We start from the raw sequence: 21111 nt of genomic DNA on the forward strand, positions 1-21111 counted from the left end.
AAAATCTTCCGGCATTGCCAGATCTGCAACCGTGGGTTAACCAAGCAGCAATAGTTTGTGACCGACCTTGCGTGCATCGGAGCCCCCTTGCCGTTATCGACGACCCCCTTTCCGATGAGCCGGACAGAATTTGTGGCGCTGCTTGCCATGATGATCGCTTGTGTCGCCTTTTCCATTGATGCCATGCTGCCGGCGCTCCCGCAGATCGCAGAAGAACTTACGCCTGACGCGCCGCATCGCGCGCCACTTATTCTAAGCATGTTTCTATTGGGCATGGGGATTGGCACGTTTTTTACCGGTCCGCTTTCAGATGCCTTCGGGCGAAAACCGGTCATAATCGGGGCAAGCATATTGTTCATCGTTGGCGCAGGCATCGCATGGGCCAGCCAGACGCTTGAGGTGGTATTGGTGGGCCGGATACTACAGGGATTGGGTGCTGCGGGACCACGCGTCGTTGCAAACGCTATCGCGCGCGACCGCTATTCCGGCCGCCAGATGGCGCAGGTCATGTCGGTTGTGATGATGATCTTCGTTCTTGTTCCAGCGGTTGCGCCGCTTTTGGGTTCGTTCATCATCGGCTGGAGCAATTGGCGAGGCATTTTCATCGCTTATATTTGCTTTGCGCTGATCTATTCGACATGGATGATGGTCCGCCTGCCTGAGACGCTCCCAAGGGAAAACCGTCGCCTCATGCGTTTGGGTCTGATGTTCAGCGCGGTGGCGGAAATGGTGGCGCATCCGGTTGTGCGTTTGTCCATCTTTGTTCAAATGTTGGTCTCCGCGATGCTGTTTTTGACGCTTATGCTGGTGCAGCCAATATATGATGTCGTTTACGCGCGCGGCGACGAATTTCCGTTCTGGTTCTTTGGCATCGCGATCATCGCGGGCTCGGCAAGTTTGCTGAATGCGCTGGTTGTTTTCCGCTTCGGGATGCAGCGACTGGTGACGCTGGCACTGACAGCGCAGATCGTGATTTCGGGCTGTTTTCTAGTGCTAAACCTGACAAGCGGCGCGTACGGTTTCTACTTTTTCCTATTCTGGCAAACCACCATCTTTTTTCAAGCGGGGCTAACAATTGGCAACCTGAATGCCCTGGCGATGGAACCGATGGGCCATATTGCCGGCATGGCAGCGTCAGTCATTGGGGCCATCTCAACCATCGGAGCGGTCCTGATTTCCGGTCCTATCGGGACAGTCTTTCAAGGCGACGTGCGCCTGCTGACATCTTCGGTGCTCGTGCTCGCTGTTATCAGCGTGGCGTGCATGCTGGCGATGCGCCGCGTGGCGCGCAGACGCGCCCCCGCTTAGGAATCTTTTGCCTTTTTCGCCGCCTTCTGCTTGGCGATCACGTGTTCTGCCAGATCGCGGGCAATCGCAAACGCACCCTTGATTTTATCCGCGTCGGTTTTCCAATCACGGCGCACGACGATCTTGTTATCTTTGACCTTGGCCAGGCCACGCTGGTCCTGAATGAACTTAACCAGCCCTTCGGGTGACGCGAATTTGTCATTGTGGAACTGGATCGTCGCGCCCTTTGGCCCGCCATCCAACTTCGCGATCCCTGCGCGTTTACACATGGCCTTGATACGCACGACCAACATCAGCGTGTTTACCTCACGCGGTAGCGTGCCGAAACGGTCGATCAGCTCGGCTGCGAAGCCTTCCAGCTCAACCTTGGTGGTCAGTTCAGACAGGCGGCGGTACAGGCCAAGGCGGACATCAAGATCGGGAACGAAAGCCTCCGGGATCAGAACGGGGACACCAAGGTTGATCTGTGGTGCCCACTGGCCGTCATCATCGACGACACCTTCCAGCTCACCCGACCGGATTTTGGCAATCGCGTCTTCCAGCATGGATTGATACAGTTCGAACCCAACATCGCGCATTTGTCCCGATTGCTCTTCGCCCAACAGGTTCCCTGCCCCACGAATATCAAGGTCTTGAGAAGCCAACGTGAAACCAGCCCCCAACGTATCAAGGCTGCCCAACACACGCAGACGTTTCTCAGCTAGCGGGGTCAGTTTCGCACGCGGCTTTGTCGTGAGATAGGCATACGCCCGCGTTTTGGAGCGGCCGACACGGCCCCTGATCTGATAAAGCTGCGCAAGCCCGAACATATCCGCACGGTGGATGATCATCGTATTGGCGGTCGGGATGTCCAGACCACTTTCCACAATCGTGGTCGCCAGCAGGATGTCATAGCTGCCATCATAGAAGGCATTCATGCGGTCATCCAGTTCACCCGCAGCCATCTGGCCATGGGCGACGACATAGGTCAGTTCGGGCAGCTGTTCTTTCAAAAAGGCTTCGATCTCTGGCAGGTCACTGATACGCGGCACCACATAGAAAGACTGCCCGCCGCGATAATGTTCTCGCAGCAGCGCCTCGCGCAGGGTGATGGTGTCGAATTCGGACACATAGGTCCGGATGCTCAGGCGATCCACTGGAGGCGTTCCGATGATGCTCAGATCACGCACGCCTGTCAGGCTCAGCTGCAAGGTCCGCGGGATTGGAGTTGCCGTAAGGGTTAGCACATGCACATCCGTGCGCATCGCCTTCAGCCGCTCTTTGTGGTTCACGCCAAAATGCTGTTCTTCGTCGATGACCAATAGGCCAAGATCCTTGAACTTGATGGTTTTGGCGAGCAGCGCATGCGTGCCGATTACAATATCAACGGTGCCTTTGGTGATCCCGTCACGGGTAAGATTGGCATCCTTTGTGCTTACAAAACGGCTCAGCTGGCGCACCTCGATCGGGAAACCTCGAAACCGCTCTGCAAAAGACTTATAATGCTGCCGCGCGAGCAATGTCGTGGGCGCGATTACGGCCACCTGAACACCGGACATCGCCGCGACAAAAGCCGCCCGCATCGCGACCTCGGTTTTGCCAAAGCCCACATCCCCTACCACCAGACGGTCCATCGGACTGCCCGATGTCAGATCATCAATCACATCGCCAATGGCCGACAGCTGGTCGTCGGTTTCCTGATAGGGAAAACGCGCGGCAAAGGCGTCCCACATGCCCGGAGGCGGCTCAAGCACGGGCGCACGGCGCAAGGCACGCTCAGCCGCGATGCGGATAAGCTTGTCCGCCATCTCGCGGATACGCTCTTTGAGCTTGGCCTTCTTGGATTGCCAGGCACCGCCGCCCAATTTATCCAGCAGGCCCTCTTCATGGCCATATTTGCTGAGCAGCTCGATATTCTCGACAGGTAGGTAAAGCTTTGATTGCTCTGCGTATTCAAGCACCAGACATTCATGGGCCGCACCAATGGCGGTGATGACTTCCATCCCCAGATAGCGGCCAATACCGTGGTCCACGTGGACCACCAGATCATTGGGCGTCAGGCTTTGGACTTCCGACAGGAAGTTCTCGGCACGGCGTTTGCGTTTAGGGCGCCGGATCAGGCGGTCGCCCAGCACATCCTGCTCTGAGATGACGGTAAGATCCGGCGTCTCGAAGCCATGCTCCAGCGCCCAGACGGCCAGATGAAGACCGCGTTTGCCGATGCGTGTGGCATTGGCAACGGGGATTGCTTCGGCAAGCCCTTCTTCCTCAATCAAACCTGTCAGCCGCTCTCGCGCACCTTCGGAATAGCTGGCAATCAGCACAGGCCCAATTTCGAGCTTTGATTTAATGTGGGATGCCAAGGCGCCGAAAAGGCTGATCGATTCCTGTTGCCGCTCCGGCGAGAAATTTCGCCCGATGCGCCCGCCGGCATCGACCACCCCAAGACCTGTGGGCTGCGGCAAGGGTGCCAGTTGCAGCACACGGCGATCTGCAACAGCGGTCTCCCATGCTGCATCATCCAGATACAGCCCGTCGGCCGGAGCAGGCTTGTACACGCTGTCCATTTTGGAACGGGTGGCCATGGCAATCTTGCGGGTCTCGTATTGATCCGCAACGCTGTCCCAACGCGCCAGACGCATCGCTGTTAACTGATCATCCAGCGTGATCGTCGCTTCTGGTAGGTAATCAAAAAGCGTCTCAAGAGACTCGTAGTAGAAGGCCAGCCAATGCTCTGCGCCCTGATGCTTGCGGCCTGCGCTGATGGCTTCATACAATGGGTCATCTGTACCAGCGGCACCGAATTCGATCCGGTAATTCTGTCGAAAGCGGGTGATCGCCGCGTCATCCAGAATAACTTCGGACACCGGAGCCAGCTCAACAATATCCAGTTTTTCGGTAGTTCGCTGGGTGGCCGGATCAAAGCGTCGAGCACCGTCCAGAACATCGCCGAACAGATCAAGACGGACGGGGCCCATATCACCGGGGGGATAGATATCAATAATCCCGCCGCGCACCGCGTAATCGCCCGGTTCCATCACCGTGGGGCTTTGAACAAAGCCCATGCGCACCAGAAACTCCCGCAGCCCTTTTTCATCGACACGTGCCCCTACCCGAGCGCTCCATGCTGCATCGCGCAGAACGTCACGCGCAGGCACGCGCTGTGTCGCGGCACCCAAGGTTGTGAGCAGGATGAACTGGCTTGGCATTCCGTGCACCAGCCCTGCCAACGTGGCCATCCGTTGGGCAGAAATGTCAGCGTTTGGCGACACACGGTCATACGGCAGACAATCCCAGCCGGGAAACACCACGACTGGCATATCCGGTGCGAAAAAGCGCAGCGCTTCTTGCATAGCGACCATACGCTTGTCGTCACGGGCAATGTGCAAAACCGGACCAGAAGATTTAGCAACTTCGGCCAAGAGAAGTTTGGCGTCAAACCCTTCGGGAGCGCCGGACAGCGTGATATGTGTTGGTGATTTCATGTGGAGTGTGATGTGGCGCTTGGCGCGCTGGTGTCAACCGCCAAAAGGGCCGACATTTAGGTTCTGGTACATCCCCCAAAGGGCGGTCACGAAAATCGCAATCATCCCGATAATCTGGGTGTACAGGCGGTGACGCATCAACCGGCGACGCAGCTTTTCTCCGCGCGCGTCTTCTTCCTGAATTAGACGCGCTGTTGAAATGCTTAGCAAACCCACCAAAGACAACGGAAACGCGAGCAGGATCACCGCTTGGGAAAATTCATTGCCGTATACGAAGCCAAGCATCGCCAGCATCGTCAGGAAAAAGCAGGCAAATCCGGCGATCCACAAACCCGACATTTGCGCGATGAATAATATCCGGTTGGTGTTGATGCGCACGAGGTCTTCGAGATCAATCTCGGTCTGGCCGCCGTGACGCTTGGCGCGCAGCACCATATCAAAAGGCACGCCAAGCCCGTAATGGCTGGTTGTTGACCAAACGACAGCCATCGCAATCCAGAACCAAAGGTTCGAGAAAGAGCGCATGTCGATCAATTCAAATAGGGTTTCGTACCAGTCCAAAGCAATGCTCGTTATTCACTTATTATGTGTCATAGCGAGCCTTGCAGCAGATTCCTACCCCTCGAGACCTCTTGAGCATGGCAAAAATACATGACAGCTTTGCGCGACCAACCAAAAGGACCCCACCATGCAGCCGATCCAAGCCCCCTTTCCTGCCACACGCCTGCGTCGGGTACGCCAGAACGAAGGTATTCGCGGTCTGGTTCGCGAGAATTACCTGTCGGCGGCAGATTTTATTTGGCCTGTTTTTGTGCGCTCCGGTGAAGGTATTGTTGAGGATATTCCCTCCATGCCCGGGGTTTCCCGCCGGTCCGTCGACAAGATCGTAGAAGTGGCTCAGGAAGCTTGGGATCTGGGCATCGGCGCCCTGTGTCTGTTTCCCTACACCGGTCTTGAAGAACGTACAGAAGATTGCGCCGGTGCGTGGGATCCTGACAACCACGTGAACCGTGCAATTCGTGCAATCAAGGCCGTGCTGCCCGATCTTGTCATCATGACCGATGTGGCGCTGGATACCTACAACATCAACGGTCACGACGGTTTTGTGGTGGATGGCGAGATCATCAATGACACCACTGTGCAGGCGTTGGTGAAAATGTCCGTCGAACAGGCACGCGCCGGCGCGGATATCATTGGACCGTCGGATATGATGGACGGGCGCATTGGTGCGATCCGCGCAGGACTTGAGGCGGAAGGCCATCAGAATGTGATGATCCTGAGCTACGCTGCGAAATACGCCAGCGCCTTTTACGGCCCGTTCCGCGATGCGGTCGGTGCCTCCGGTGCGCTGACGGGCGACAAGAAGACCTATCAGATGGACCCCGCCAACAGTGATGAGGCATTGCGCCTTGTGGCCCGTGACCTGTCTGAGGGCGCTGATATGGTGATGGTGAAACCGGGCCTGCCCTATCTCGACATCTGCCGCCGCGTAAAAGACGCGTTCGGCGCGCCGACCTTCGCCTATCAGGTGTCAGGCGAATACAGCATGATCAAAGCCGCCGCAGCGGCGGGCATGATCGACGAAGAACGCGTGATGATGGAAAGCCTTATGGCGTTCAAGCGTGCCGGCTGCGACGGTATCCTGACATATTTTGCGCCAGCCGCGGCAAAACTGCTTCGCGGGTAAAGCTGTAGCTCAAAATGGCATAAAACTGTAGCCCCCAAACCAGTCTCTCAGGGCCGCAATTCCTTCCACGTCTTGGCGCGGAAGATAGATCAGGGTGAGACCATCCAGCGGAACTGTTGTCAGCATGACGCGCCCGTTTGTATCGGCCAAAAGCAAGGGGTTACCCTGTTCCGGACTTTGCTCACTTGCCATACGGTATATGATCGCCATCGCGTCCTGAATGGATATATCCAGCGTCTCTCCGGTCATGTTCTCAAATGCTTTGGCCGCGTCCGTCAGCAGAGTTTCCATTGATTTGTCGCGGTCCGTTGCCTTGAAATCCCACAACGGCACATAGGCTGTTGCAAACTGCACGTTTCCATCCTGCTCCATATAGTTGACCGTGATTTGCCGTTCCGGATCAGCACATCCTCGGACAGACGCGCTTTTGAACTCCGGATAGGCCGCTTCTGCAGCCTCGTACGTGTGCTGCAGCTGCGTGCGGTACGCATCATTGAGCGGGCGCTTTTCTTTGAAATTGGTCCATGCGTCAAGCAAGACAGTCTGCTGTTTTTTGTAGTTCTCGGTTACTTTGTTCTTATCAAATTTGAATCCGGGGGCCGCTTGCTGTTCCAAGCTGAGCAATTCCAGTTGAAACCCCCGCCTCCCGCAGCGATTGATGAAACGCACTTCCCTTCACTGGCGCAACATCCTGCGCGGGCAGCGCCATCAGATAAAATGCAATAATCGCAAAGTCTTTTATAATCCCGATCTCCTCAGACAAATACGGGCCCGCGTGCATTCCTAATGCCTATTTATGGCGTGCTTGGGGCGGAATGCGGGCCTCTTCCGGCCTGCTGGCTGTTGAATTACAGCCCTATTTTCCCGACGTGGCGGCGGAGGATACAGCATCTTTCCGCCCAATCGGTCAAAGGCGATGACATCCCGCAAAAATCCGCCTATAGTATGTTCAAGTCGGACAATACCGGCAATTCGAGCAGTGTAACGAGACAGGCAAATCACATGACCCATTCTATTCTTACGCGCCGCGCATTTGCGTTGGGCGCGGTTGCTGGCACCAGCACTTTGGCCGCTTGCGGGAACGGCATCGGCTCCGGCGGGGCCGGCACAATTGATGCGCGCGTCGACAGGACGCTCGAAGAAATGTACCGCACCTTCCCCAACACCCGCACCCTCGCGGATAAATCAAACGGCATGCTTGTGATGCCGCTGGTGACCGAGGCTGGCCTTGGTCTGGGCGGCGCTTACGGGCGCGGCGCTTTGCGGGTGAACAACATTTCCGTGGACTACTATTCGGTGACAAAGGCCACGGGCGGTTTGCAGATCGGTGCACAGCAATATGCGCACGTGTTGTTCTTTATGACAGATGATGCGTTGACGAGCTTCCGTCGTGCGCCAGGTTGGGCCGCAGGCGCCAACATCGAATATGTCATTTCTGATCGCGGCGACAGCGTAAGTGCAGACACAAATACTGTGCTGTCCCCTGTATTGGCTGTTGTTTTTGGCCGCGCGGGTCTTCGGATCGGTGCGACGCTTGAAGGCAGCAAGTATACGCGGATCATCCCCTAAACGATTTGTGGCACCACCTTAATGTGGTGCCACATATTCCTGTTTTTAAACGGGTTTTCTTCAGCCCATTTTTCTGAGGCGCTTGATCAGGCTTGAGGTGTCCCAGCGGCCACCGCCCAGTTTCTGCACATCCTTGTAGAATTGATCTACCAGTGCCGTGATCGGCAAACTCGCGCCCGTCTCATCTGCCGTGTCCAGACAAATTCCCAGATCTTTGCGCATCCAGTCGACGGCAAAGCCGTGATCAAACTCATCATCAAGCATTGTCTCATAGCGGTTGGCCATCTGCCAACTACCCGCAGCGCCCTGACTGATCACCTCTACCACAGCGCGCCCGTCCAATCCTGCTTTCTCGGCGAAATGCAAAGCCTCAGACAGCCCCTGAACCACGCCTGCGATGGCGATCTGGTTGCACATCTTGGTCATCTGGCCCGCACCGCTGTCTCCGATGCGGCGACAAATTTTGGAATAGACCTCCATCACCGGCAACGCTGCATTGAACGCGGCTTCGTCCCCACCGCACATGATCGAAAGCTGCGCATTCTCCGCGCCGGCCTGACCGCCGGAAATCGGCGCGTCAACAAAGCTGATCTTCGCGTCTGTGGCTGCGGCATAGAGTTCGCGTGTAACAGCAGCGGAAACGGTGGTGTGATCCACAAACACCGCCCCTGCCTGCATGCCCGCAAAGGCCCCATCATCGCCTAGACAGACAGACCGCAGGTCGTCGTCGTTGCCAACGCAAGACATCACGAAATCAGCCCCCTCGGCAGCTTCGCGCGGTGTCGCGGCGAAGGCACCGCCATAGGTTTTTGTCCAGTCTTCGGCCTTGGCCGTCGTACGGTTATACACCGTCACCTCATGACCTGCTTTCTGCAGGTGCCCCGCCATAGGAGCCCCCATCACGCCCAAACCTAAAAACGCCAGCTTCGCCATGTGCTTTTCCTTACTATGATGTTGCGCTATTGCTGCGCATATACCTATCACCGTGGACCGCAGGGTCAAACACGGCACGGGGCGGTTTCGGAGGGTTCTATGGCTTTGGTTTTTCGCTGGCTTATTCGGCTTGCAGCGGGGTTGCTGGTGTTAAGCGTGCTGGTAGTGACCGCTGTGTACTGGCTCGCCTCGCGGTCATTGCCTGACTACAACGCGGAAATAGAGGTGCCAAATCTTGAACGTACGGTCGAGATCGTGCGCGACAATGCCAACGTACCCCATATCTTTGCCCCCCAGGACGAAGATGTCTTCTTTGGTCTTGGGTTTGCCCATGCACAGGACCGTCTGTGGCAGATGACTACAATGCGCCGCACTGCGCAGGGTCGCCTGTCAGAGGTTTTTGGCGCAGCGACGCTTGATACAGACAAACTGTTGCGGCGTCTCGACATCTACGCACTCTCCGTTGCCTCGATGGAGGCGTTGGACGAACGGACCCAGAACGCCTTGCGCGCCTATGCGGACGGCGTGAATGCGCGGCTGGACCAAATCAACTCTGATGCGTTGGGACGCGGCGCACCGGAGATGTTCCTTTTCAACGCACCGATGGCACCATGGCGGCCGGCCGACAGCATCGCGATCGTCAAACTTATGGGTTTGCAGCTGTCCGGTCATCTGGACGCGGAAGTGATGCGGGCACGCGTGTCTTTGGCGCTGCCAGACGCCGCACGTTTGCGCGATATACTGCCAGACGCCCCCGGTACTGGCGTGGCTTCCCTGCCCCAATATGCGACCCTTTTTCCCGATGTGCCCCGCTTTGCCCAGACGCAGCCTTATAGCGCCCATCCGCTGTCGCCGTTCAAGCGGACCGCCTTTGCGGGGGCCTCAAACGCGTGGGCCGCTGCGCCATCGCGTTCCGCTTCGGGGGGCACTTTGCTTGCCAATGATCCCCACCTTGGTTTCACCGCCCCTGCCATCTGGTATCTCGCTCGTCTCGAGCTTGAGACAGGTGGCGTAATCGGCGCGACGATCCCCGGCATTCCCGTCGTTCTTAGTGGTCGCTCTGCGGATCTGGGGTGGGGGATAACATCCTCTTATCTGGATGATCAGGATGTCTACATAGAAGAGCTGAACCCGGCGAACCGCGAAGAATACCGAACGCCGGACGGGTTCAAGAAATTTGTCAAACGGGCTTCGATCATCACGGTCAAAGACCTTGATCCGGTGACCCTGACGCTGCGCTGGACGGATAACGGCCCTGTCCTGCCCGGAACGCACTACAACCTTGCGTCGGTCACGCCGCCGGGGCACGTCGCCTCTGTCAACTGGACGGTATTGAGCCCCAACGACACCACCATGCAAGCCGCGATGGAGCTGATGGGGGCCAAGACAGTTGCAGACGGGATCGCCGCTGCCAAAGGCTTTATCGCGCCCTCCCAGAACCTGACGCTGGTAGATCACGAAAACATTGCGATGAAGACTATTGGCGCTGCCCCCAAGCGTGATCCGAAACACCAGAGCAAAGGTCGGCTACCAAGCCCCGGTTGGATCGCGACAAACCGCTGGCAAGGGACCCTGCCTTTCAGCGCCAATCCCGGTTTTGTTGCGCCTGCGGGCGGGATTTTGGGCAATACGAATAACAAGATGGTCGATCGCCCTTTCCCTAACCATGTGTCTTATGAGTGGGGCGACACGCAGCGTGTGCAGCGCTGGCAGCGGTTGATGCAGGGCCGTCAGGTCCACACGCGCGACAGCTTCATCGAAGCCCAGCTTGATACTGTCAGCTTTACCGCGCGCTCCTTGTTGCCATTGATCGGTGCCGAGCTTTGGTTCACCGGAGAGGCTGCGCCAGAAGGCACATCCGAAGCGTTGCGCCAGCGTGCGCTAAGCCTGCTTGCCGGCTGGTCGGGTGAGATGAATGAACACATGCCAGAGCCGTTGATCTACGCGACGTGGCTGCGGGCGCTACAAGATCGCCTGATCCGCGACGAACTTGGCCCGCTCACAGCCGAATTTACCCACGTAGAGCCCCTGTTCATCGAGCGTGTCTTCCGCAACGTGGAAGGCGCAAATGCGTGGTGCGATGTGTTCCAGTCCGCGCCGGTAGAAACCTGCGCAGACATGGCGAGGCTTGCGTTGGATGACGCTCTTTTGCAAATATCTCAGGAATACGGCACGGCATTGGAATCCCTGCGATGGGGTGACGCCCATCAGGCGACCCATGACCATCCGGTTCTGGGTGAAGTTCCCTTGCTGCGGTATTTCGTCAACATCCGGCAAAGCACATCTGGCGGCGACCACACGCTGATGCGCGGTCGCACCAAAGGAACAGACCCCGATCCGTTTCTCAACGTTCATGGCGCGGGGTATCGCGGGGTTTACGATTTTGCTGATCCGGATAGTTCGGTGTTTGTGTCCTCGACCGGCCAGTCAGGACATTTCCTGTCCCGCCATTACGATGATCTGGCGCAGATGTGGCGGCGTGGCGAATATATCCCGATGTCACTGGACCAGGAGCTTGCTCGCGCAGCATCTGTCGGCGTGACCCTGCTGATCCCGCTTGCCCCATGAGCAACCGTGTCATCCTGTTCAACAAGCCCTATGGTGTGCTGTCGCAATTCACGGACAAAGGCACCGAAGGTTCGCCCCGGCCGACCCTCTCCGGCTTCATTGATGAGCCGGGGTTTTACCCTGCTGGCCGTCTGGACCGTGATAGCGAAGGCCTGATGGTTCTGACAGATCACGGCCCTTTGCAGGCGCGGATTTCAAATCCGAAATACAAGCTGGAAAAAACCTATCTGGTGCAAGTCGAAGGCACACCAGACGAAAAAGCGTTGGAGGCATTACGCCGCGGTGTGGCGCTGAAGGATGGGATGACCCGCCCTGCCCGCGTTGAAGTCACTACCCCACCAGATAATCTTTGGCAGCGTGACCCACCAGTGCGATTTCGAAAATCTGTTCCTGATGCGTGGCTACAGATCACAATATCAGAGGGTCGCAATCGTCAGGTGCGCCGGATGACCGCGCATGTCGGGATGCCGACCCTGCGCCTGATCCGTCTACAGGTCGGCAACTGGGAGCTGAACCAGCTGCGCCCCGGTGCGTGGCGCTTTGCCTCGGCTACAGGTGCTTGAGAACTAGCTGGTAAATAGCCGCGCAAGCGCCACACCGGCGGTTGCGGAAAATCCGGTAAGGAACGTGCCCCACGCCAAATCGGCCATGACCAACGTCGTGGTCCAATCCTTCAGTATGGCGTAGTTGGTGAATTCGTAGGTGCCATAGGCGGCCGCCCCGATCAACGCTGCTGACCCGAACACCCACAGCAGGGATTTGTCGGCGGACAACGCGGGCCAGGATACGAACCACATCACCACAAAAACCAGAAACGCATAGAACAGGAACGCGGGCACCACGCGGAAGTTCTCTAGCATCAGGGGGCCAATTGCACGCTCAAACAAAGGTTTGATGAGATAGCTTAGACCGACAAAGTCTACGGCTAGAAAGACAAGGAAGGTCACAACATAGGCAAGGGTATAGGACATCGGGGGTCTCCGCTGGAACACTTACTAAAGTGATATGTAGCGACTGAACCGGAATGCGAAGAAATTTTTACAGACGCTGGTATGCGGCTTCTACATCAGCGGACCATCGCACTGTCAGATCAAAGCCGTCTTCAGTCTGGGTTTCTGACATCACCACGTCTTGCGCAAAAAGCCACGCCCGCTTACGGCCTTCGGCAAAGGTCAGTGACAGCTCTGCTGTGCGCAGGGCGCCTTGCAACGCCTCCGCGACTGCGGTTTGCAAGGCATCAAGCCCCTCACCCGTGATCGCAGAGATAGCCAGCACGTTTTCGTCGCGTGCGGCACGCTCCCGCATGGCATCGGCTCTGTCATCGGGCAGCAGATCGAGCTTATTCCAAACCTCGAAGGTGCGCGTTTCTTGCGGCACCCCAAGAGATTTGAGAATTTCGCGCACGTCATGCGCCTGTTCCTCTGTCTCGGCATGCGAGACATCGCGGACATGCAGAATGATGTCGGCGGCCAACACTTCTTCTAGGGTCGCACGGAACGCGGCCACAAGTTCTGTGGGCAGATCGGAAATAAACCCAACTGTATCGCTTAGAATGATTTCCGGCCCGTCAAGCAGCTCAAGACTGCGCATCGTAGGGTCCAAAGTGGCAAAGAGCATATCTTTGACCAGAACGTCCGCACCGGTCAATCTGTTGAAAAGCGTCGATTTACCGGCGTTGGTGTAGCCCACCAAGGCAACAATCGGATACGGCACCTTTGCGCGGGCCGCGCGGTGCAGCGCACGGGTTTTAACAACCTTTTCAAGCTGCCGACGTAACCGGACAAGCTGTTCGTCAATTGCACGGCGGTCAGCCTCGATCTGTGTCTCACCAGGGCCACCCACAAAACCAAGGCCGCCGCGCTGCCGCTCAAGGTGGGTCCATGCGCGCACCAATCGGGTACGTTGATAGTTAAGGGCTGCCATCTCAACCTGAAGCACGCCTTCACGGGTGGCGGCACGGTCACTGAAGATTTCCAGAATCAGACCTGTCCGGTCGAGCAGTTTGACCTTCCACGCTTTTTCAAGATTTCGTTGCTGTACCGGACTGACAGGACCGTCAACCAATACAAGCTCGATCTCATTGTCGTGCAGAATTTCGCGCAGTTCGTTGATTTTGCCGGAGCCAAACAAATGGCCTGCATTCACCGTCCGCAGCGGCACGACGTCAGAGCCGATTACCTCAAGGTTCGGCAAAGCCTCCGCCAAAGCGACGGCTTCTTCTAACGCAGGAACGGCGTTGCGCCGGTCATTGTCATTTTTGATGTCAGGATGCAGGACCCATGCGCGTGTTTTTGCGGGGCCGTCTGTCTCGTCAATCTGGAATTGTTCTTTGCTCAAGAAGCGTCTTCGCCCTCATACAAGCTGATCGGCTGGCTTGGCATGATCGTAGAAATGGCATGTTTGTAGACCAGTTGCGATTGGCCATCGCGGCGCAGCAGAACGCAGAAGTTGTCAAACCATGTAATGACGCCCTGCAGTTTCACACCGTTGATCAGGAAGATTGTTACCGGTACTTTGGTCTTGCGTACGTGGTTCAGGAACGCATCCTGAAGGTTCTGTCTATCAGACGCCATAGTTTGATCTTTCATTTTTTCTTGTCTTTTGCCGCAATCGGCTAGTCCCGACGGACTATGAAGTGCCTGTTTAGAAGTTTCCACCCCCAAAAGTTGGCAACGGCATCGCGTCCTTTGACGCCGTGTCAGCTACGCCACAGATCAGGGGTAAGCAAAGCGATAATTGCCAATGTTTCAAGCCGTCCCAAAACCATCGCGCCGGCCAGTATCGCTTTTGCTGAATCACTCAGAGAAAGCAGCGCAATGGGCGCTTCTCCCCCTACTTCGGTCAGCGGACCGGTCGTTGACAACATCGCAATGGACAGCACCAGAGCATCATCAAACGACACTCCCTCAAGGGTCAGCGCCATGGTGACGCCTGCAAATGAAAGGGCGAAAAGCATGAAGAATATCCATGCAATAAAGGCCCCTCCGGACTGCAAACGCCGCCCCGCCACGCCAGCCCCCGAAACGGAATGCGGATGCACCAGGCGCTCCATCTCCCGCAGGGCGTTGCGATAAAGCGCATAAACGCGCAAAAGCTTCACGCCACCAGCGGTTGTGGCAACCCCGCCCCCGACCAAGGCCAGCCCCATCAATATCAGTCCCGGAGTCCCGAGCCCCGACCAGCTTTGCGTCTCGCTCCAGTAAGCCGAAACAAAGCCCGTTGTGGAAAGGAAAGAAACCACCGTAAACAGCGAACCCCAAAGCGCGCTAAATGCCGATCCAAATGTATTGGCACTGTCGAGATCAAAGGCGCCAACAAAATGACGCGCGAACAAGACCAACGGTACCAAAATTACAATGCCAAGGCCAATGCGGAATTCCGGATCGGTGCGCAGCCCGCCCTGAGTCGCCGTCATCGTGTCCGAAGTGAATGTCAGGCGCGACAGCGCAAAAAGCATGAACATTGACATGATGATCTCTGCTACCAGCCCGCCCGCAGGCGCGGAACCGGTGGCGGAGATGCCGGATGTTGCCATCACAGACATCGCATAGCAAAGTGCATTCAATCCACTTTGACCGGTGATTGCCAGCAACACCCAAAGGACCACCGTCAATCCGACATAAAGCGGTCCGAGCGTCTGTACAGCGCGACCGATCTTGGCGCGCGCACTGATCGGCGTGGTGTTATGCAAGCCGGTCTCACGGCGGCCTGGTTCAGCTTGCGCAGTCACTTCAAAACCGCCCAGATTACGCGGTGCAAGAATGGCCACTGCCGCAACCCACATCAACAGCCCGCCCATCCAGGCGACCTGCGCACGCCACAGATGCAAAGCGGGCCCAAGCCGTGTCGGATCGTCAAACAGCGTGGCCCCTGTCGTGGTAAAAGCGCTGAGCATCTCGAAGTAGGCATTATAGAAACGCGTGGTCGGCAATGCCTCCACAAAAGGAATGGCGAAAATGACAGGCAAAAATACAAAGGCCGAGAACAGTGAAAGCAGCGGCCCCAGCGCGCCGTGACGCGGTGCGCGGCCCGCATGGGCCACCCCGATGAGCAGGAATGTGGCCGTGCCAAGCAGAGCGGCATAAAAAAACGCCTGACTGGTTTCATGCCGATCCGCAACAAGCGCATAGGCCGCTGGCAAAAACATGGAAAAAACGCCGGCCCCGAACATCAGCAAAAACAGCGGTAGCTGTCTCAGATCCTTGCGTATGCTGCTTTTGCGTTTCACGCGATCTGCCTAGAAAAAGTCGATAGAGACCTGCATCAGCTGTTCGAGCTGTGCAACGTCCTTCGCCAAAACGAAAACAGCGATCACATCGCCCTCTTCAATGCGGGTATCGCCCATTGGACGGATGATTTTATCACCCTTACGGACGGCCCCCAAAAGCGCTCCTTCCGGGAAATCGATTTCGTGAATTTTCTTGCCAGCGATCGGAGAGGTCGAAAGCACTTCGGCTTCGATCACTTCGGCCTCTGCATCGCCAATGGAATAGACCGATCGCACACGGCCGTGGCGAATGTGGCGCAGGATGGAACTGACCGTCGTTGCGCGCGGGTTGATATAGGCGTCAATGCCGAGTGGCTGCATCAGTGGTACAAGCGTCGGATCGTTGATAAGGGCAATGACATAGGGGCATCCCTCGGCCTTGGCGCGCACACAGGCAAGCATATTCGTTTTGTCATCATCCGTGACGGCAAGCATCGCATCGGCGCGGTCTATGCCCGCTTCTGCCAGCAAGGCGGCGTCCAATCCGTCGCCGTTCAAGACAATCGTGCGCTCCAGCGCCTCAGCGGCGCGTTCGGCGCAACTCCGGTTTTTTTCGATCACTTTTGCGCGCACACGTTTTGCACGCCGTTCAAGTGTCAGGGCAACGGAGAGCCCCACGTTCCCCCCGCCGACAAGCACCACCCGTTCTTGCGAGGTGGATTTCTTGCCAAAAATTTCCATCGCACGGGAAATATCATCGCGATGCACAAACAAATAGGCATCGTCACCGGCAAAAAGCTGGTCTTTGGGTTCTGGTGCGAAAAGCGTCCCCTCGCGCCGGATACCGACCACTACAGCACGCAGAGTCGAAAAAAGATCAGTCAACTGGCGCAACGGCGTGTTAAGAACCGGACAGTCTTCGTCCAGGGTGATCCCCAAAAGTTGGGCTTCTCCGTCCATGAAAACTTCGGTGTCAAACGCCGCAGGTGCGGCAAGTCGCTGGAGGGCAGCAGCCGCTACTTCGCGTTCAGGGCTGATGACCACATCAATCGGCAGGTGGTCGCGGCGATACAGATCAGAGTAGATCGCATCAAGATATGACTGTGATCGCAGGCGTGCGATCTTGCGGTTGATGCCAAAAACCGAATGGGCGACCTGACAGGTCACCATATTGACCTCATCAGAATGGGTCGCAGCAATGATCATATCCGCATCACGTGCGCCCGCACGATCAAGCACATCCGGATAGCTTGCAAAGCCAGCAACGCCTTGTACGTCAAGTGTATCAGTTGCCCGACGAACCAGATCGGCGTTGCTGTCCACCACAGTGACATCGTTCCGCTCACCTGACAAATGACGGGCAATCTGCCAGCCGACCTGGCCTGCGCCGCAAATGATGACTTTCATGGTTTGGAGATCCCCTGCTGGGTCAGGCGGCACATAAGACGCCGCCGACACGCCTGTGCCTGAATGCGCCAACAAATGTCAGAACGTGCGCGCGTGGTCAATTCAATTGTCCGGTCTCAAGAATAAGGGTCTGCGCCCCGTCAATGAGGACGGAGCGTGCCAGGATGGTTGAGGGGCTCTGCCCCGTTCATCCCTATCGGGATGAACTCCCCGGGATATTTTCGGCCAAAAGAAATGGGCGACGAAGTGTGGGGATTATTCTTCGTCCACATGAGCCACGCGGGTGCCGGATTTGGCGGATGTGACGACGCCGAGGCTTTTGAGTTTCCGGTGCAGTGCTGACCGTTCCATGCCAACGAAATTGGCTGTGCGGCTGATGTTACCGCCAAAGCGGTTGATCTGGGTGAGCAGATATTCCCGTTCGAATGCTTCACGGGCCTCTCGCAGTGGCAGGGTTGCCATCGCGCCAGAAAGGACAACGCGGCCATCTTCTTCGCTATGGTCTTCTTCGCCCGGCAGTTCACGGGCATCAATCGGCGCAGTGCCTTCGCCGAGAATGAGAACGCGTTCGACCATATTTTTGAGCTGGCGAACGTTGCCGGGCCACAGCATTGTCTGCATCAAAGCCTGCGCATCATCGGTTATATCGCGCAGCGGCAGCCCTTGGGAGGCGTTAAATTCCCCGATGAAGTGGGCGGCAAGCAATGGGATATCCTCGCGCCGTTCAGCAAGTGACGGGACTATGATCGGCACAACATTCAGGCGGTGATAGAGTTCTTCGCGAAACTGACCCGCTTCAATTTCGGCTGACAAGTCTTTGTTCGTGCTGGAAATTACACGCAAGTCTACACGCACTTTATCGTTGCCACCAACACGGGTAAATTGCTGGTCTACCAGCACGCGCAGGATTTTGGATTGGGTCCCAAGGGGCATGTCGGCGACTTCATCAAAGTAGACCACACCGCCATGCGCCTGCTCTAACAGGCCCGGCTCAACACCGCGGTCCGCGGTTTCGCGGCCGAAAAGGACTTCTTCCATCCGCTCAGGCGCCACGCCGGCGCAGTTGACGGTGATAAACGGCGCAGAGGCACGGTTGGAGTTGGCGTGGATGTAGCGCGCGGCCACCTCTTTACCCGCGCCCGCAGGCCCTGACAGCATGACACGCCCGTTAGATTTGGTCACCTTATCAAGCTGCCCCACCAACGTGCGGAAAGAGCCGGAGTTGCCGATCATTTCGGAACCGTTGCTGTCTTTGCGCTTTAGGCTGATGTTTTCGCGGCGCAGGCGAGACGTCTCCATTGCGCGGCGGATCACCACCATCAACTGATCAATATTGAAGGGTTTTTCTATGAAATCATAGGCACCCTGTTTGATCGCGGCGACAGCGATTTCGACATTGCCATGGCCCGAGATAATTACCACAGGCACATCAGGATTGTCGCGCTTGACGGATTTGAGGATGTCGATCCCGTCCATCTTGCTGTCTTTGAGCCAGATATCGAGGATCATCAACGCGGGCGGCTCTGTGTTCACGGCTGCCATGGCATCATCGGAATTGCCGGCAAGCCGCGTGGCATAGCCTTCGTCTTCGAGAATATCCGAGATCAGCTCACGGATATCGCGCTCGTCATCTACAATAAGAATATCGCTCATATTTTATGCTCCTCAAAGCCGTCATTCAGGTCGAGCCCCAAAGGCAGAGTGATCTCAGCCATGGCGCCAAAGTGGTGTTGCCCCTCAAAGACGGGGGCATCCGAAAGGATCAGGCTTCCGCCATGCTCCTCGATAATTTTCTTGACGATCGGCAGGCCAAGGCCGGTGCCTTCACTGCGCGTTGTCACGTATGGTTCAAACAGGCGTGCGCGGTCTTCAGGTAGGCCAACGCCGTTGTCTGAAATTGTGATATGTGCCGATGTGCCATCACTATGCATACGCACGTGAACTTGCGGCTTCAGATCATCGGGCGCGCCTTTTTCCTTAAGCGTATCAATCGCTTCGCCTGCGTTCTTGATCAGGTTGGTCAAAGCCTGTGTGATCATGGTGCCGTCTATCATGGCAGGTAGCGGCGTCTTGGGGATATCTGAAACCAGCGTTATGTCCGGCCTACCGGTTTTTTGTAGCAATACGGCATCGCGCACCAGCTGGCTCAGATCCTGTGCCCGCCGCTCGGGCTCAGGCATGCGGGCGAACTTCGAAAATTCATCGACGATGCGCCGTAGATCGCCGGTCTGACGGATGATGACACCTGTCATCTGGTCCAGACTATCGCTGTCCGCCCCCAATTTCGGACCGAATTTCCGTTTGATCCGCTCAGCCGAAAGCTGAATCGGGGTCAGCGGGTTTTTGATCTCGTGGGCGATGCGCCGCGCCACGTCGCCCCATGCGGCCATGCGTTGCGCACTGACCAGATCGGTTACGTCATCGAACGCGACCACATAACCCTCTAGTCGCCCGTCATCTGTTCGCCGCGTTGACATGCGGACCAGCAGGTTCTCCATCCGGCCTTGGCGCGAAACCTTTATCTCTTGCTGGGTGGCTTCGGTTTGGGTGGTTGTCAGCGTCTCATAAAGCGGACCGAATTCCGGCACAGCCACGGTAAGCGCCAGGGATTGCTGGTCTTCTTCCCAATCCAGCAAACGCATGGCAGATCGATTCACAAAGGTCACGCGCCCCTCGGGGTCCAGCCCCACAACGCCAGAGGTGACCGAGCTAAGGACAGAATCAAACAGGCGGCGGCGGCGTTCAATCTGGCGGGTGTTGTCCAGCAGCGTGTTCCGCTGCCCCTTCAACTGCTTGGTCATCTGGTTGAAGTAACGACCCAACATCGCAATTTCATCATCGCCATCGTCTTCGCGCACCTGAACGTCCAGATCCCCTGCCCCGACCTGTTGGGCTGCCCCCGTCAAACGGCCGACAGGCCCCGACAAACGTTCGGCAAACCACAGCCCCAGCCATACAGCCGCCAGAATAATGATCACGGCAAAAGCTAGATAAAGCAGCCCGAACTCGAACAGCATTCGGCCACGTTCGCTTTCAAGTTGCTGATACAGGCGGATCGTCTCTTGCGTCTCGTCCAGCAGGCTCAGGATTTCGCCATCAACTTCACGGCTGACATAAAGAAACCTGTCTACAAAGGAATTCAATCGGACCAGCGCGCGGAATTCGTTGTTGGCCCAATCCTCGATCAAATGAACGTCCGAGCGGTCTGCAATGGCAATCTGCTCGGCTGTGGGGGCCTCGAAGTTGAACAGATATGACCGATCACCACGCGCACGAATTTCGGCTGTGGCATCAATCATATAAGCTTCGCGCAACCCGCGCTGGATTTGGCGTTGGCCTTCGCCCAGTAGCTCGCTATCGCTCAGCTCGATCCCCCCACGGCGGGCGCGGTCAATGCTACGCGCAAGGCTAAGGGCATCATCACGGAGGGCTTCGCGTTCTTCGTTGGCATAGGCTTCGGCTGCCAGCAGCGAATTACCGACCACAACCCGCACCCGTTCAGAGAACCAGCCCTCGATGCCGACGTTGATCGTCAGCACGGCGAAAACCGCCACGGAAACCGTGGGAATCAGAGCCATCAGGGCGAACACACCTGTCAGGCGTAGATGCAGACGCGATCCTGCGGACTTTGCCCGCCTGGCTGCAATCAGCCGCGCTACCTGTGACAGCACAAGCGCTGCAACCAGCAGAATATAAATAAGATCCAATAGCAGAATCAAACGCAGCACATCCGTGCTGCCCTTATCCAGCGGGCCAAGCGCCAGATACGTGGCCAATGCCAATACCGGCCCCAAGACGACCAATCCAAAGGTCATCAGCGTGCGCACACGCTTTAGCCGTCGCAAACGCGACAGCTGAACGAGCCATGAACTACGTGTTCGGGATGCCACGAAGGGATCCTCACCTGATGTGGTGCAATTGCACCGTACCGCCATATTATGTGGTCCTGACCAAGGATGTCCCTTGAT

At 56.9% G+C, this 21111-nt stretch carries 17 protein-coding genes; 5 read left to right on the forward strand and 12 right to left on the reverse strand.

What is annotated here, in order from left to right; translation table 11 throughout:
• The first annotated feature begins 114 nt into the window (after positions 1-114).
• Positions 115-1308 (forward strand): MFS transporter, encoded by a 1194-nt coding sequence (locus K3757_RS09400; protein WP_260001221.1) that lies wholly within the window; start codon positions 115-117, stop codon positions 1306-1308.
• On the opposite strand, the gene mfd is transcribed toward K3757_RS09400, so the two are convergent.
• The gene (gene mfd / locus K3757_RS09405; RefSeq protein ID WP_259994974.1) at positions 1305-4772 is read right to left on the reverse strand and encodes a transcription-repair coupling factor; all 3468 of its coding nucleotides are present in this window, start codon (positions 4770-4772) and stop codon (positions 1305-1307) included. The two genes, K3757_RS09400 and mfd, sit on opposite strands and share 4 nt — an antisense overlap.
• A 33-nt stretch (positions 4773-4805) precedes the next feature.
• Positions 4806-5333, reverse strand: coding sequence for a component of SufBCD complex (locus K3757_RS09410; RefSeq protein ID WP_259994977.1), 528 nt, complete (start codon positions 5331-5333; stop codon positions 4806-4808).
• A gap of 127 nt (positions 5334-5460) precedes the next feature.
• On the opposite strand from K3757_RS09410, the gene hemB reads away from it, so the two are divergent.
• Complete coding sequence (hemB, locus tag K3757_RS09415; RefSeq protein WP_259994979.1) at positions 5461-6459, forward strand: porphobilinogen synthase; 999 nt, start codon at positions 5461-5463, stop codon at positions 6457-6459.
• A gap of 9 nt (positions 6460-6468) precedes the next feature.
• Here hemB and K3757_RS09420 read toward each other — a convergent pair whose 3' ends face one another.
• Both K3757_RS09420 and K3757_RS09425 read right to left on the reverse strand, forming a co-directional pair.
• Entirely contained in the window at positions 6469-6996 is a 528-nt protein-coding gene (locus K3757_RS09420) for a hypothetical protein (protein ID WP_259994981.1), read from the reverse strand.
• 43 nt (positions 6997-7039) lie between these two features.
• On the reverse strand, positions 7040-7222 hold the full coding sequence (locus K3757_RS09425) for a hypothetical protein (RefSeq protein ID WP_259994984.1): 183 nt from the start codon (positions 7220-7222) through the stop codon (positions 7040-7042).
• A 239-nt stretch (positions 7223-7461) separates the two neighbouring features.
• On the opposite strand from K3757_RS09425, the gene K3757_RS09430 reads away from it, so the two are divergent.
• Entirely contained in the window at positions 7462-8028 is a 567-nt protein-coding gene (locus K3757_RS09430; protein WP_259994986.1) for a YSC84-related protein, read from the forward strand.
• Positions 8029-8088: 60 nt separating this feature from the next.
• Here the strand turns inward: K3757_RS09430 and K3757_RS09435 are convergent, their stop codons facing one another.
• Positions 8089-8991: an NAD(P)-dependent oxidoreductase gene (locus K3757_RS09435; protein WP_260001222.1), complete on the reverse strand. Its 903-nt coding sequence runs from the start codon at positions 8989-8991 to the stop codon at positions 8089-8091.
• Positions 8992-9060: 69 nt separating this feature from the next.
• Between K3757_RS09435 and K3757_RS09440 the strand changes: the two genes are divergently transcribed.
• Together K3757_RS09440 and K3757_RS09445 are read left to right on the forward strand one after the other, a co-directional pair.
• Positions 9061-11529, forward strand: coding sequence for a penicillin acylase family protein (locus tag K3757_RS09440; RefSeq protein ID WP_259994988.1), 2469 nt, complete (start codon positions 9061-9063; stop codon positions 11527-11529).
• Positions 11526-12092, forward strand: a complete 567-nt coding sequence (locus tag K3757_RS09445; protein ID WP_259994998.1) for a pseudouridine synthase — start codon at positions 11526-11528, stop codon at positions 12090-12092. Before K3757_RS09440 ends, K3757_RS09445 begins: the two co-directional genes overlap by 4 nt.
• Positions 12093-12095: 3 nt before the next feature.
• Here the strand turns inward: K3757_RS09445 and K3757_RS09450 are convergent, their stop codons facing one another.
• The 7 genes from K3757_RS09450 to K3757_RS09480 form a co-directional block, all read right to left on the reverse strand.
• Positions 12096-12500 carry a DUF2177 family protein gene (locus K3757_RS09450; protein WP_259995000.1) on the reverse strand — a complete coding sequence of 135 codons (405 nt, stop codon included), beginning with the start codon at positions 12498-12500 and terminating at the stop codon, positions 12096-12098.
• 67 nt (positions 12501-12567) lie between these two features.
• Complete coding sequence (gene hflX / locus K3757_RS09455) at positions 12568-13866, reverse strand: GTPase HflX (RefSeq protein WP_259995002.1); 1299 nt, start codon at positions 13864-13866, stop codon at positions 12568-12570.
• On the reverse strand, positions 13863-14102 hold the full coding sequence (gene hfq / locus K3757_RS09460) for an RNA chaperone Hfq (protein ID WP_007119530.1): 240 nt from the start codon (positions 14100-14102) through the stop codon (positions 13863-13865). Before hfq ends, hflX begins: the two co-directional genes overlap by 4 nt.
• Positions 14103-14227: 125 nt before the next feature.
• Complete coding sequence (locus tag K3757_RS09465; RefSeq protein ID WP_409202541.1) at positions 14228-15757, reverse strand: TrkH family potassium uptake protein; 1530 nt, start codon at positions 15755-15757, stop codon at positions 14228-14230.
• Between the two features lie 9 nt (positions 15758-15766).
• The gene (gene trkA / locus K3757_RS09470; protein ID WP_259995004.1) at positions 15767-17143 is read right to left on the reverse strand and encodes a Trk system potassium transporter TrkA; all 1377 of its coding nucleotides are present in this window, start codon (positions 17141-17143) and stop codon (positions 15767-15769) included.
• Positions 17144-17398: 255 nt separating this feature from the next.
• Positions 17399-18796: a sigma-54 dependent transcriptional regulator gene (locus K3757_RS09475; protein WP_259995006.1), complete on the reverse strand. Its 1398-nt coding sequence runs from the start codon at positions 18794-18796 to the stop codon at positions 17399-17401.
• Positions 18793-20958, reverse strand: a complete 2166-nt coding sequence (locus K3757_RS09480) for a PAS domain-containing sensor histidine kinase (RefSeq protein ID WP_260001224.1) — start codon at positions 20956-20958, stop codon at positions 18793-18795. The genes K3757_RS09475 and K3757_RS09480 overlap by 4 nt, the downstream gene beginning before the upstream one ends.
• Positions 20959-21111 lie beyond the last annotated feature (153 nt).

Source organism: Sulfitobacter sp. S223 (genome assembly GCF_025143825.1).
Taxonomy (GTDB): Bacteria; Pseudomonadota; Alphaproteobacteria; order Rhodobacterales; family Rhodobacteraceae; genus Sulfitobacter.